Source organism: Streptococcus sp. 5905, from assembly GCF_013276505.1.
Classification (GTDB): Bacteria; Bacillota; Bacilli; order Lactobacillales; family Streptococcaceae; genus Streptococcus.
In genome coordinates, this window is the sequence record NZ_VMLC01000001.1 from 15,404 (window position 1) to 29,207 (window position 13,804).

16 protein-coding genes and 1 pseudogene are annotated in these 13,804 nt (G+C 42.3%); 15 read left to right on the top strand and 2 right to left on the bottom strand.

Annotation, left to right across the window (positions count from 1 at the left end):
- Complete coding sequence (locus tag HT680_RS00055) at window positions 1–555, bottom strand: GNAT family N-acetyltransferase (protein ID WP_084974026.1); 555 nt, start codon at window positions 553–555, stop codon at window positions 1–3.
- Between the two features lie 109 nt (window positions 556–664).
- Here HT680_RS00055 and HT680_RS00060 point away from each other — a divergent pair, with 109 nt between their 5' ends.
- Window positions 665–2,035: an MATE family efflux transporter gene (locus HT680_RS00060; RefSeq protein ID WP_173257316.1), complete on the top strand. Its 1,371-nt coding sequence runs from the start codon at window positions 665–667 to the stop codon at window positions 2,033–2,035.
- A gap of 96 nt (window positions 2,036–2,131) precedes the next feature.
- Window positions 2,132–2,848, top strand: a complete 717-nt coding sequence (locus tag HT680_RS00065; protein ID WP_173257318.1) for a YebC/PmpR family DNA-binding transcriptional regulator — start codon at window positions 2,132–2,134, stop codon at window positions 2,846–2,848.
- A 49-nt stretch (window positions 2,849–2,897) separates the two neighbouring features.
- Here the strand turns inward: HT680_RS00065 and HT680_RS00070 are convergent, their stop codons facing one another.
- Entirely contained in the window at window positions 2,898–3,602 is a 705-nt protein-coding gene (locus HT680_RS00070; protein WP_173257320.1) for a CD20-like domain-containing protein, read from the bottom strand.
- Between the two features lie 193 nt (window positions 3,603–3,795).
- Between HT680_RS00070 and HT680_RS00075 the strand changes: the two genes are divergently transcribed.
- The 13 genes and pseudogenes from HT680_RS00075 (at window position 3,796) to HT680_RS00135 (ending at window position 13,793) form a co-directional block, all read left to right on the top strand.
- Window positions 3,796–4,257 (top strand): MarR family winged helix-turn-helix transcriptional regulator, encoded by a 462-nt coding sequence (locus HT680_RS00075; RefSeq protein WP_173257322.1) that lies wholly within the window; start codon window positions 3,796–3,798, stop codon window positions 4,255–4,257.
- Window positions 4,241–6,010, top strand: coding sequence for an ABC transporter ATP-binding protein (locus HT680_RS00080; RefSeq protein WP_173257324.1), 1,770 nt, complete (start codon window positions 4,241–4,243; stop codon window positions 6,008–6,010). Before HT680_RS00075 ends, HT680_RS00080 begins: the two co-directional genes overlap by 17 nt.
- Complete coding sequence (locus HT680_RS00085) at window positions 6,000–7,760, top strand: ABC transporter ATP-binding protein (RefSeq protein ID WP_173257327.1); 1,761 nt, start codon at window positions 6,000–6,002, stop codon at window positions 7,758–7,760. The genes HT680_RS00080 and HT680_RS00085 overlap by 11 nt, the downstream gene beginning before the upstream one ends.
- Before the next feature lie 65 nt (window positions 7,761–7,825).
- Window positions 7,826–8,188 (top strand): annotated as a pseudogene (locus HT680_RS00090) (DUF2200 family protein).
- Window positions 8,185–8,688, top strand: coding sequence for a phosphatase PAP2 family protein (locus HT680_RS00095; protein WP_173257329.1), 504 nt, complete (start codon window positions 8,185–8,187; stop codon window positions 8,686–8,688). Before HT680_RS00090 ends, HT680_RS00095 begins: the two are co-directional and overlap by 4 nt.
- Window positions 8,689–8,801: 113 nt before the next feature.
- On the top strand, window positions 8,802–9,248 hold the full coding sequence (locus HT680_RS00100; protein WP_000776588.1) for a LytTR family DNA-binding domain-containing protein: 447 nt from the start codon (window positions 8,802–8,804) through the stop codon (window positions 9,246–9,248).
- 5 nt (window positions 9,249–9,253) lie between these two features.
- Window positions 9,254–9,928, top strand: a complete 675-nt coding sequence (locus tag HT680_RS00105; protein ID WP_173257331.1) for a hypothetical protein — start codon at window positions 9,254–9,256, stop codon at window positions 9,926–9,928.
- 105 nt (window positions 9,929–10,033) lie between these two features.
- Window positions 10,034–10,222, top strand: a complete 189-nt coding sequence (rpmB, locus tag HT680_RS00110; protein WP_001140948.1) for a 50S ribosomal protein L28 — start codon at window positions 10,034–10,036, stop codon at window positions 10,220–10,222.
- A 152-nt stretch (window positions 10,223–10,374) separates the two neighbouring features.
- Window positions 10,375–10,740: an Asp23/Gls24 family envelope stress response protein gene (locus HT680_RS00115; protein WP_000216441.1), complete on the top strand. Its 366-nt coding sequence runs from the start codon at window positions 10,375–10,377 to the stop codon at window positions 10,738–10,740.
- Between the two features lie 2 nt (window positions 10,741–10,742).
- Window positions 10,743–12,410, top strand: coding sequence for a DAK2 domain-containing protein (locus tag HT680_RS00120; protein ID WP_173257334.1), 1,668 nt, complete (start codon window positions 10,743–10,745; stop codon window positions 12,408–12,410).
- Between the two features lie 123 nt (window positions 12,411–12,533).
- A complete protein-coding gene (locus HT680_RS00125) occupies window positions 12,534–12,740 on the top strand; it encodes a hypothetical protein (protein ID WP_000390701.1) in 207 nt (68 codons plus the stop codon).
- Entirely contained in the window at window positions 12,737–12,931 is a 195-nt protein-coding gene (locus HT680_RS00130) for a hypothetical protein (RefSeq protein ID WP_000709165.1), read from the top strand. Before HT680_RS00125 ends, HT680_RS00130 begins: the two co-directional genes overlap by 4 nt.
- Window positions 12,918–13,793 (top strand): ABC transporter ATP-binding protein, encoded by an 876-nt coding sequence (locus HT680_RS00135; RefSeq protein ID WP_173257336.1) that lies wholly within the window; start codon window positions 12,918–12,920, stop codon window positions 13,791–13,793. Before HT680_RS00130 ends, HT680_RS00135 begins: the two co-directional genes overlap by 14 nt.
- Window positions 13,794–13,804 lie beyond the last annotated feature (11 nt).

Sequence of the window (13,804 nt, forward strand, 5' to 3'; positions counted from 1 at the left end):
CTAATGATCACTAAAACGACGGTATTCGATGTGAAAGTCAAAATAATGCTCATCTTGCAACTTCTGGAAGATGTCGCGATAGGCTTCTTCGTCAAAATGGTCGCCACGGTAGAGGATTTCAAAACTCAGATCATCGTACTCTAGAAAAGCGTTGGCTGTTTTAAAGCCATTTTGTCGATAGAAGTCCATGCGAGCCTTTCTCTGCTCCAAGTTATCGCATTCTTCATCCAAGCGCTCGACTTCTAGTAACATGGTTCGCTGGTAAAAATCAGTCAGCTTTTCGATGATCTCTTTTCCATACCCATGACTTCTTAAGTGAGGCATGATGGCAAAAAAGCTAATATAGAAGGCCTTTTGGTTGGAGATGGCAAAAGCAAAGCCAACAAATTCTTCTTCGTTATAAAAAGCAAAAAAGTGGGCGTCATCACGGTCCTGATAGCGCAAAAACTCAGAAAGAGGGACCCGTTCTTCCTCGGGGAAAGCTTCGTTATTTAGCTTTTCAACTTTATCAAGATCTGGAAACACATCGGTTATTAATTGACTGGTCAAACTCATAAGTGACCTCCTTTTCTTGATTATAGCAAATTGTCTCTCTGTAAGCAATTGATTTCAGGATTCGTTAAAGAATCTTGTCGGTCCTCTGGAAAGCTGATATAATAGCTTTATGAATAAGAAACAATCCGTGGACTTGATACATGGTCCTATTCTTCCTGCGCTGTTAAGCTTTGCCTTTCCAATCTTGCTGTCAAATATTTTCCAACAGCTTTATAATACAGCTGATGTCTTGATTGTTGGGCGTTTTCTTGGTCAAGATTCCTTGGCTGCAGTAGGGGCGACAACTGCCATTTTTGACTTGATTATAGGCTTTACGCTTGGTGTTGGCAATGGGATGGGGATTGTCATTGCCCGCTATTATGGGGCTCGTAATTTCACTAAAATCAAAGAAGCAGTTGCTGCAACCTGGATTTTAGGAGGACTTCTCAGTATTTTGGTTATGCTGATGGGCTTTGTCGGTCTGTATCCACTCTTGCAATATTTAGATACCCCTGCTGAAATCCTTCCTCAATCCTATCAATATATTTCTATGATTGTGACTTGTGTAGGTGTTAGCTTTGCTTATAACCTCTTTGCGGGATTGTTGCGGTCTATTGGTGATAGTCTAGCGGCTCTTGGATTTCTGATTTTTTCTGCCTTGGTCAATGTGGTGCTGGATTTATATTTCATTACGCAACTGCATCTGGGAGTTCAATCTGCGGGGCTTGCTACCATTATCTCGCAAGGATTATCAGCTGTTCTCTGCTTTTATTATATCCGTAAGAGTGTTCCAGAACTGCTCCCTCAGCTCAAGCATTTTAAATGGAACAAGGCCTTGTACGCGGATCTTTTGGAGCAAGGTTTGGCCATGGGTCTGATGAGCTCAATTGTGTCTATCGGTAGTGTGATTTTACAGTCTTCTGTCAATACCTTTGGAGCTGTGATTATAAGTGCGCAAACAGCGGCGCGACGCATTATGGCTTTTGCTCTTCTTCCGATGACGGCTATTTCTTCTGCTATGACGACCTTTGCCTCTCAGAATCTCGGGGCCAAGCGCCCAGACCGCATTGTTCAAGGTCTTGGTATTGGGAGTCGCCTGAGCATGTTCTGGGCAGGTTTTGTTTGTATCGTCCTCTTTTTTGCTAGTCCAACCTTGGTTTCCTTCTTGGCCAGTTCAACGGATAATTACTTGGTAGAAAATGGTAGTCTCTACCTGCAAATCAGTTCAGTATTTTATCCGATTTTGAGCCTTTTGCTGATTTATCGCAATTGCTTGCAGGGATTGGGGCAAAAAATCTTACCACTTGTTTCCAGCTTTATAGAACTAATCGGGAAAATCGTTTTTGTGGTTTTGATTATCCCTTGGGCAGGGTATAGGGGAGTTATCCTTTGTGAACCCCTTATCTGGGTTGCCATGACCACCCAACTGTACTTTTCACTTTTCCGTCATCCCCTGATAAAAGAAGGCAAGGCAATCTTGGCAGCCAAAGGACAATCCTAGCTGGATTTGCTGAACAAAATCCATTTCCTCTAGTGAAAATCGAAAAAACTTGTGTTATAATAAGAAAGATTAAAATGTGAAAAAAGGAGATTCCTAATGGGACGTAAATGGGCCAATATCGTAGCCAAGAAAACGGCTAAAGATGGAGCTAACTCTAAAGTATATGCAAAATTTGGTGTAGAAATCTATGTAGCAGCTAAAAAAGGGGAACCAGATCCAGAATCAAACACTGCTTTGAAATTCGTTATCGATCGTGCTAAACAAGCGCAGGTGCCAAAACACGTTATTGATAAGGCTATCGATAAGGCAAAAGGGAACACAGACGAAACCTTTACAGAAGGACGTTACGAAGGATTTGGACCAAATGGTTCTATGCTGATTGTGGATACCTTGACTTCAAACGTTAACCGTACGGCAGCCAATGTCCGTGCAGCCTTTGGTAAAAACGGCGGAAACATGGGTGCTTCAGGTTCGGTTTCATACCTCTTTGACAACAAGGGTGTGATCGTATTTGCTGGTGAAGATGCGGATGCCATCTTTGAACTTTTGCTAGAAGCGGATGTGGATGTGGATGATGTAGAAGCAGAAGAAGGAACAATTACTGTTTACACAGCTCCAACAGACCTTCACAAGGCAATCGTTGCCCTTCGTGAGTCAGGTATCCAAGAATTCCAAGTGACAGAATTGGAAATGATTCCTCAGTCTGAAGTGGAATTGTCAGGCGAAGACCTTGAAATCTTTGAAAAACTTTACAGCGTTCTTGAGGACGACGAAGACGTACAAAAGATCTACACAAACGTAGATGGATTCTAATAGAAAAACGAACAGTTTTACTAGCTGTTCGTTTTTTTGATATTTGAACCTAGACTCTGGCTTCAGAATCTGAATCTTTTTGCTGCTGGTTTCCTCCTAGGCCAACAGCCATTTTATGGACGAGCAAGAGCTGTCCATTGTCCTGTTTTGCAAAAGTTAAGGTAACGGTCTTAATCTTGTCACCAATAGAGATATAGGTGATTTTTCTCGTATCATAACCTCCGATAGTGGAGTTATACTCGGAGTCTGGTAGTCCGTGCTTTTTGATAATATCCTTGTAGTTGGTACCACCTTTTCCTTTGTTGTCAAGGTCACCTTCGATTAAGGCGTCGAACTGTTCTCGGGTCCAGGTGAAGGTATCGTCTTCTTCCTCCTCAGGGATGGAATAGGCGCTATCATCTGTCAAGTCGCTTTCTTCTTCGCGTTCCATTGAGGCACTTGCCTCGCTGTAGGAACGGTTAAACTCCCTGACAAACTCTTTGTAGACATTAGCGTACAGTACCTGGGCCGTAAAGAAAAGTACAACAGAAGCAATTGCTAGGGATGTTCCGATAATGGCCATCGTTTTCCGTTTTTTAAGGTTGACGATAAGGCCGATAATGCCCAAGATCAAAGCGACAATAGCGATGAAAAAAGACAGATAGTTAATAAACGGAATCCAAGACCCTAAAAGTGCGATGGCTCCAAAAATAGTTGCTAAAATTCCTAAAACTTTTTGTTCTTCTGGTTTCATTTGAAAGTTTTCTCCCTTCATCGAGTGAATGGATTTCTATCCATGGTAGTTAGTGCTTATTATAGAAAAAATATTGCATAATGTCAATTTGTGCCAAAATAGTTCTCTAAGAAACTTTTTTCTTGACATCTCTTCTGAAAGTGATAAAATAGTTCCCATGAAAACTTAATTAGTTCTCCAGAGAACTATATTCAATCGTGAGAAAGGAGTAATCATGGACAAGCCGATGTTGATTTTTAAACGTTTTGGGCACCAGGTCCACCTGATGGTACAGAAAGAAGCCAAGCGATGTGGCATTGAATTTATGGGTGGACCGCAAGGGCAGGTCTTGAGATTTTTAGATCGTCGTGAGCATGATCAAGAATTAACGCTTATCAAGGATATTGAACAAGAACTCAATATTACTAAGTCTGTGGCAAGTAACTTGGTCAAGCGTATGGTACAAAATGGTTTGGTCGAGTTAGAGGCCAGTCCAAGTGATAAACGAGCAAAATTTGTTCGTTTGACCGACAAATCGCGTTCGCAGATGCAAGAAATTAAAGTATTTTTTGATCGAATTGATCAGAGTTTGTTAGAGGGTGTTTCGGATTCGGACTTGGCAATATTTGAAAAGGTACTCGGGCAATTGCAAGAAAATGTTGAGAAGATAGGAGGAGAGAATGAAGAAACTCGCTAAACGTATTACAGGAAAAGAGTGGGGAATGATTGTCCTTACGATTCTGTTCACTTGTTTCTCGGTCTATCTCGAGTTAGAGGTGCCGACTTATATTTCGCAAATTACAGAATTACTAGGAACGTCTGGAACGCAGTTGGGTGAACTCTGGTCACCAGCTGCGAAGATGATTGGTTTGTCTTTATTGGCTTTCTTTTCATCTGTTATGGTTGGTTTCTTTGCCGCTCGCGTTGCAGCATCCTATACAACCCATCTACGTAGAGACGTATTTCATCGTGTTTTAGATTTTTCGCAGACAGAGATCAAGCGCTTTTCAATCCCAAGTCTCTTGACTCGGACGACTAATGATATCACACAGGTACAGATGCTCTTTACCATGGGCTTGCAAGTGGTTACTCGTGGACCAATCATGGCTATCTGGGCCATTGGAAAAATCCTTGGGAAATCGGAATACTGGCTCTGGGCAGTAGTAATCGCTGTTATCGTCAATGTTTTGATGACAACTGTTCTCCTGACTCTGGCCTTTCCAAAACAATCTGTCATCCAAAAATTGACAGATAAACTCAATAGTATTACTCGTGAAAGTTTGACAGGGATTCGAGTGGTGCGTGCTTATAATGCTGAAGACTACCAAGATCAGAAATTTGAGGAAGCTAATGCTGAAGTCACCCGTCTCAATCTATTTGTCAATCGTTTGATGGCCATTATGAATCCTATTATGATGGCGATTTCGAGTGGCTTGAGTCTAGCTATCTACTGGATTGGAGCCTATATCATCAACGATGCTAGCCTGACAGACCGTCTACCACTCTTTAGTGATATGGTGGTCTTCATGTCTTATGCCATGCAGGTCGTGATGGGCTTCTTGCTCATGAGTGCTCTCTTTTTCGTCCTTCCTCGTACCTTGGTTTCTGCAGGACGTATCAATCAGGTGCTAGACTTGCATTCTTCTATTGAAAATCCTAGTCATGCACAGACAGCGGATCCTTCAGTTCAAGGACAAGTGGAATTCCGTGATGTGACTTTCCGCTACTCTAAAAACTCAGAAGCAGTCGTGGAACATGTCACTTTCAAAGCAGAAACAGGTCAAACCGTGGCCTTCATCGGATCGACTGGATCAGGTAAGTCCACCCTAGTCAACCTCTTGCCACGTTTTTACGACGTTTCAGATGGACAAATCCTAGTGGACGGAGTTAATGTTCAAGATTACGATTTGGAAGATTTGCGCAATAAGGTCGGTTATATTCCACAAAAAGCTGTACTCTTTTCTGGAGATGTCAAGGGGAACTTGGACTTTGGTAAGAGCAAAGAAACTCCTCTAAGCGAAGCTGCTATGTGGCAAGCCTTGGAATTGGCCCAGTCTAAAAGCTTCATCGAGGAAAAGGAAGCAGGACTTGAATCAGAAGTGGCCCAAGGTGGAACCAACTTCTCAGGAGGTCAAAGACAGCGTTTGGCCATTGCGCGTGCCTTGGCTCGTAAACCAGAGATTCTTATCTTTGATGATTCCTTCTCAGCCTTGGACTACAAGACAGATCGTGTCCTACGCCAAGAACTAGCTGAGAAAACAAAATCCATGACCAAGCTCATCGTAGCGCAACGGATTTCTACCATTATGGACGCCGACCTGATCTTAGTTTTGGATCAAGGTAAAGTCGTGGGACAAGGCACCCACAAGGAACTTCTAGCTACCAACGAAGTTTACCAAGAAATTGCCTACTCACAACTATCGAAGGAGGAATTGGAACATGGAAAATAAAAAAGTTTCGGTCTGGAAACAGTGCAAACCTTATATGGCAGGCCTCCAACTCCCTCTCCTAATAGCAGTTGTGGCTGCAGTCATTTCAAGTATCATTACCGTTTATGGTCCAACTAAGATTAAAGAAATTACTAACTTGATTTCAGATGGTTTGGCTACAGAAATCGACTTGGTAGCTGTGTCAAACATTGCTAGCTTTTTAGTGATTCTCTATGTATTTGGCGCCATCCTTAACTATACACAGGCCTATATCTTTTCAACGAGCATTCAGCATTTTTCAAAACGCTTGCGGACGGCAATCGCTGAAAAAATCAATCGTTTACCACTTGGCTACTTTGACCGTCATTCACAAGGAGATACCCTTTCGCGCGTGACCAATGATGTGGATACAGCAGCGCAATCTCTCAACCAAAGTCTAGGGACAGTTCTTTCAGCTAGTTTCTTGTTGATTGCTGTCTTGGTGACCATGTTTGGGATGAACTGGATTTTGGCATTGGTAACCGTTGTATCAACCCTTGTTGGTTTTGCGGCGGTTTCCGTAATCATGGCCAAGTCACAGGGTTATTTTAAAGCCCAACAAAATAATCTAGCGGCCGTCAATGGTTATGTGGAAGAGATGTACTCTGGCCATAATGTAGTGACCAGCTACAACGCAGTGGACACCTCCAAAGCGAGATTTGCAGGTTTAAACCAAGACTTGCATGATAGTATCTGGAAATCTCAGTTTATCTCTGGTATCATGATGCCAGCCATGTTCTTTGTTGGGAACTTTAGTTATGTCTTAGTCATCATCGTTGGGGCCGCGCTGGCGTTAGAAGGACATATCACTATAGGGATTATTGTAGCCTTTATGGTTTACGTACGGACCTTCTCCCAACCTCTGTCACAGATTGCTCAAGGGATTACGAGCTTGCAACAAGCGAGTGCAGCCATGACTCGTGTATTAGAATTTCTAGCTGAAGCTGAGATGCAGGATGAATCTCATAAGGACAGACAATTGGCCCATATGAAAGGGGAAGTGGTTTTTGATCACGTGTCCTTTGGCTATACACCAGAGCGCACCATCATCCATGACTTTTCTGCGACGGCTCATGCAGGTCAGAAAGTCGCTATCGTTGGACCGACTGGGGCTGGTAAGACAACCATTGTCAATCTTTTGATGAAGTTTTATGAGATTGATAAGGGAAGTATCCGCATCGATGGTGTGGATACCAAGGACATGAAGCGCTCTGAAGTGCACGATGCCTTTTCAATGGTCTTGCAAGATACTTGGCTCTTTGAAGGAACGATTCGAGAGAACCTAATCTATAATCAGACAGATATCAGTGATGAACGAATGATGGAAGCCAGCAAGGCTGTGGGAATCCACCACTTTATCATGACCTTGCCAGATGGTTACGATACTATCTTGGACGATACCGTGACCTTGTCTGTCGGCCAAAAACAGCTCTTGACCATTGCTCGTGCCCTTCTCAAGGATGCACCACTCTTGATTTTGGATGAAGCGACATCCTCAGTCGACACACGTACAGAGGAATTGATCCAAAAAGCTATGGATCGTTTGATGGAGGGTCGAACTTCCTTTGTCATCGCCCACCGCTTGTCAACGATTCGTAATGCAGATTTGATTCTTGTCATGAAAGATGGCAATATCATCGAACAAGGAAACCATGAGGAGCTGATGGCGCAAGGTGGCTTCTACGCCGACTTGTACAATAGTCAGTTTACAGAAGACGAAGCAGAAGAATAAATCAAAAGAAGGCTTGACGGCCTTCTTTTTCTTATTTATACTAGTACACATAGAAAGAGAGAAGTATGAGTCAGAAATTATACAATATGAAATTTGCTGCTGTCTACTCAGCCTTGATTGCAAAAGTTGAGCGAAAGGGTGGAAAGGCAGAGTCAGTTCACCAAGTGACCAGTTGGTTGACAGGGTATGAAGTGAGTGACGTTCTTGCTTGTCTGGATAGGGATGTTACTTACGGAGATTTTTTTCGCTAAGCACCTTATTATGTCCCTGAACGAATTGCGATTACAGGGAAGATTTGCGGTGTCCGTATTGAGGAAATTGATGACCCTCTGATGCAGGAAATACGTCGGTTGGACAAACTAGTGGATTGGCTTGCCAAGGGGAAAACATCTCAACAAGTTCTAGAAAAATATGAGAAACATAAATGAAAAATTATCAAGAATGGTATCAAAACATCAGCTCCAGACTAATCAGTCATCCCACCCTTTTATTTCTGTTACGCAGTTTCAATCGTTTGATGACAGTCGCCATGCCCCTGGTCTATCTGACCTTGCTAGTCACTACTTATCTGCGGCTAGGGCTTGGTCAGGAAGTTGGAGTTTATGTGCTTATTCCTGCATCAGGTTTTGTGATTTTGTCTCTTTTTCGTAAGAAAATCAACCACCCGCGACCTTATGAAACTTGGGACATCAGTCCTCTGCTTGAAAAGGATAGTTCGGGACAGTCGATGCCCAGTCGCCATGTCTTTTCGGCAACTATCATCTCCATGGCCTGTCTGCATGCTAGTCTACCTGTTGCCTTAGCATGCTTGCTCTTTTCAGCTTTGCTGGGCTTGGTGAGGGTTTTAGGGGGTGTTCATTATCCCAAGGATGTCTTGGTTGGCTATGCTTGTGGTCTGATGTGGGGATTCCTTTTCTTCCTATTCTGACATGTAAGTCAAGCTAGTCTTACAACCACTTACTGCTTCAAATTGACCACTTGCTTTTTTGTCCTTGTATTCCTAACTTAGCTTTGATATAGTAGAGTCAGAAAGGAGATGTGATGAAGTTACGAATTGAGATTGACGGCAATTTAGAGGAGACTGAAATTGTCATCAAGACCCCCACTTTGACAGATGAAATTGCAGACTTGCAACGACTTTTGCAAGAGTCAAAGGCTCCGAGGTTGACTTTTTACAAGGGGACAGGTGAATATTATCTAGACCTGTCAGAAATTCTCTTCTTTGAAACAGAAGGGAGCAAGATCTACGCTCATAACCAGAAGGAAGCCTATGAAGTTCGTCTCAAACTTTATGAGTTGGAGTCCATTTTGCCTCGTTATTTTATTCGAGTATCCAAGTCAACTATCGCAAACATCCGTCAGATTTACTCAGTGGACAAGTCCTTTTCAGGGACTGGCACCATTTCCTTTTATCAGACCCACAAGGAGGTTCATGTCTCACGACATTACCAATCCCTCCTAAAAGAAAATCTTAGAAACATGAGGTAAAAGACATGAAAAAGAAAGCATTTGGTATTGTTTTATTGGTTTTAGCGGCCTGGATTTTGCTGCAAGGAAACTTTGGAATTCCTTCTTTGGACGGTAAAATATGGCCTTTGATTGGTATCGCCTTTTTTGCCTACCAATCAGTTGAAGCTTTGCTTCGTCGTCACCTGACATCAGCAGTTTTTACCGCTCTAGTAGCCTTAATGATTGCGAATCATTTTTATAACATTTTGCCTATCCCAAACCAGTCTTTGTTTTGGGCTAGTATCCTAGCAGTGCTAGGTGTTGGCTATCTCACTCACTCAAGTAAGTTTTGGTATGGCAAAAAATGGTGGTACAGTGGTGAGCGAACAGTCATCACGAATAAGGAAGTCGCTTTTGGTAGTGGAACCTTCTATAAACAAGATCAAGATCTTGTCGACGATCAGGTGGAAGTCGCTTTTGGTGACGCAAAAATCTACTATGATAACGCAGAGATGTTAGGTGATTTTGCCACTCTGAATATCGAAGTGGCTTTTGGTAATGCAACTGTCTATGTTCCACAACACTGGCGTGTAGACTTGAAAGTAGAAACATCCTTTGGTGCAGCCAAGGCGGACGCTCCTGTAGCGCCGACTAACAAAACCTTGATTATCCGTGGAGAAGTCGCTTTTGGTAAACTTGGTGTTGTTTACGTCAAATAAAAAAATATTTTAATTCTCTTGATAAATTCAAGAAAGTGTGATAACATAGTACGGTATGTGGTGCTAGCACATCCGCTATATTAGATCTAATAGGAGGAAAACATAATGGCTAAAGTATGTTACTTTACAGGTCGTAAGACTGTATCTGGAAACAACCGTTCACACGCGATGAACCAAACAAAACGTGCCGTAAAACCAAACCTTCAAAAAGTTACTGTTCTTATTGATGGTAAACCTAAAAAAGTTTGGGCTTCAGCTCGTGCTTTGAAATCAGGTAAAGTTGAACGCGTTTAATAAAAATGAAAAGACCTAACTGGTCTTTTTCTTTTGCTCTATAGATAAAACCATTTGAAAAATAGAGTAAATATCTGCCGATACAGCATTCTGCTTTTACACTTGGAATGAAATATGATAAAATAGAGTATCAACTAGTTGAGGTAAAAAAAATGACTGTAAAAATTAATACAAAAGATGGTCAAATCGAACTGACAGATGAAGTGATTGCAACCGTTGTAGGTGGTGCAGCAACTGAGATTTTTGGTGTGGTCGGTATGGCTAGCAAAAATACCCTCAAAGATAATTTCCAAGCCCTCCTTGGTAAGGAAAATTATGCAAAAGGTGTTGTCGTAAAAGCAGCCGAAGATGGCAGCATTGCAGTTGATGTTTATACCGTCTTGAGCTACGGAACAAAGATTAGTGAAGTCTCAAAAAACATCCAAGAGCGTGTTCGTTTTAGTTTGGAAAACCAACTAGGAATCACTGCTCAGACTGTGAATGTCTACATTCAAAATATCAAAGTTGTAGGAGAATAATCGTGTCAAAAATTACTACCAGCTTATTTCAAGAAATGGTGCAGGCTGCATCAACTCGTTTGAATAAGCAAGCTGAATATGTCAATTCATTAAACGTCTTTCCAGTTCCAGATGGAGATACTGGGACAAACATGGGAATGACCATCGAAAATGGTGCCAAAGAAGTAGCAGACAAGCCAGCTTCTACAGTTGGAGAAGTGGCGAGCATTCTTGCTAAGGGGCTCTTGATGGGTGCGCGTGGAAACTCAGGGGTTATCACGTCTCAACTTTTCCGTGGATTTTCCCAAGCTATTAAGGAAAAAGACGAATTAACAGGTCAAGACTTGGCTCTTGCTTTCCAATCCGGTGTCGAAGTAGCTTATAAAGCAGTTATGAAACCAGTTGAGGGAACTATTTTGACAGTTTCTCGTGGAGCGGCTATCGGTGCCAAGAAAAAAGCTGAGGAGACAGATGATGCTGTTGAGGTCATGCGTGCAGCCTTGGAAGGTGCTAAGAGAGCTCTGGCTAAGACTCCTGATATGCTCCCAGTCTTGAAAGAGGTTGGTGTCGTGGACTCAGGCGGTCAAGGTTTGGTCTTCATCTACGAGGGATTCCTTTCAGCTCTTACTGGTGAATACAGTGCTTCAGAAGACTTTGTAGCGACCCCTGCCAACATGAGTGAAATGATCAATGCTGAGCACCACAAGTCTGTAGCAGGTCATGTGGCAACTGAGGATATTACCTTCGGTTACTGTACGGAGATCATGGTTGCTCTCAAACAAGGCCCAACTTATGCCAAAGATTTTGATTATGATGAATTCCGCAACTACTTGAATGACCTTGGGGATTCTCTACTTGTTGTCAACGATGATGAGATTGTCAAAGTTCACGTCCATACCGAAGATCCAGGTCTTGTCATGCAAGAAGGACTTAAATATGGTAGCTTGGTCAAGGTTAAAGTGGACAACATGCGTAACCAACATGAAGCACAAGTTGAAAAAGAAGCAGCACAAGTTAGCAAGCCAGCTGAAGAGAAGGAATACGCTCTTATCGCAGTAGTGGCAGGTCAAGGATTGACAGATATCTTCCGTGCCCAAGGTGTGGATTATGTCATCGAAGGTGGGCAAACTATGAACCCTTCAACAGAGGACTTTATCAAGGCCGTTGAGCAGGTCAATGCTCGCAATATTATCTTCTTGCCAAACAACAAAAATATCTTCATGGCAGCTCAGTCAGCAGCTGAAGTGCTTGAACAACCTGCTGTTGTGGTAGAAGCGCGTACAATTCCTCAAGGTTTGACGAGCCTTCTTGCCTTTGATCCTAGCAAGTCTATCGAGGAAAACCAAGAACGCATGACTGCAGCCCTTGGTGATGTCGTAAGCGGTAGTGTAACGACTGCCGTTCGCGACACAACTATCGATGGCTTGGAAATTCATGAAAATGACAATCTTGGTATGGTAGATGGGAAAATCCTCGTGTCAAACCCTGACATGCACCAAACCTTGACTGAAACTTTGAAACATATGTTGGACGAAGACAGTGAAATCGTGACTTTCTATGTCGGAGAAGACGGAAGCGAAGAACTTGCCAATGAAATTGCCCAAGAAATCGCAGAAGAATTCGAAGATGTTGAAGTAGAGATTCATCAAGGTCAACAACCCGTATATCCATATCTTTTCAGTGTGGAATGAAAATTTAATAGATTAAAAGAAAGTTGATTTTTCAACTTTCTTTTTTTATGACATTTGTCATATTTCCTAGTGACAGAAGCATCTAGCTCCGCCAACTTCAAAAGACTATAATTGAAGTATGAAATGGAGGAAGAAGAAATGAAAAATAAAATGATTGTCGCAGTGAGTTTAGTAGCAGCAGGAGTTATGACCTATCTCATGTTTTCAGGATTGGACGAGGGTTTCTATCATTTTCCTTGGGAGCTCTTTGCTGGCTTTGGAATGATGTCTTGGCTTGTCAGAGAAGGTTTGAAATTAGTCAGAGATGTGAAAAAGGAGTTTGAGGAATGAAAAAAGCAATCATCTATTTCTTTATCGGCCTGTCACTCTTGGTATGGTTAGTGGAAATGTTTACTGGTTGGTTTGACCAAACCTTGCTTCGCCAATTCATTCGTGGTGCTTGGGGTTTTGGATTTATGATTTTTGTCGTTTTCCCTATGGGAATGAAGTGGTTGAAAGGAGAATCTCATGACTGTGATTAAAGTTGAAAAATTGAGCAAGAAAATAAAAGACAAGGAGATCTTGCGGAACATTTCCTTTGAAATCAACGATGGTGAGTGTGTCGCCTTGATCGGGCCTAACGGAGCAGGAAAAACAACCTTGATTGATTGCCTCTTGGGCGACAAGTTCATGAGCTCAGGTCAGATAGCCATTCAAGGGTTTGCACCAACAGATCCTCGATTAAAGCAGCTTATTTCTGTCTTGCCTCAAGAAAATGCAGTTGTTCAAAGCTTGAAAGTGAAAGAACTTCTATCATTTTTCAAGTCACTTTATCCCGACAGTCTCTCAGACAAAGAAATTGATGACTTGTTAAGATTCTCAGATAAGCAGAAAAATCAGCTAGCGGGCAAGTTGTCTGGTGGGCAAAAACGCTTGTTCTCTTTTGTGTTGACTTTAATCGGTCGTCCGAAAATTCTATTTTTAGACGAACCAACTGCTGCCATGGATACCTCGACACGCCAGCATTTTTGGGAAATTGTTAATCGATTAAAGAAAAATGGTGTCACCATTGTCTATTCTTCTCACTATATCGAAGAGGTGGAGCATACGGCTGACCGCATTTTGGTTCTCCACAAGGGAGAATTGATTCGCGATACGACGCCTTATGCCATGCGTGGTGAAGAACAAGAAAAACATTTTACGGTACCTCTAACTTATCAGGAATTTATCAGAACTTTGGACCAGGTTCAAGAGCTTGAAATCAAGCAAAATGCCCTTTCCTTCACAACCAAAGAAGCCAGTCAGGTGTGGAAAGTCTTGCAAGAACAGGGCTGCACGATCGAAGAAATTGAAGTTCGCAATCGAACTCTCTTAGACAGTATTTTCGAAACGACTCAAGACTAAAGGAGATTGAC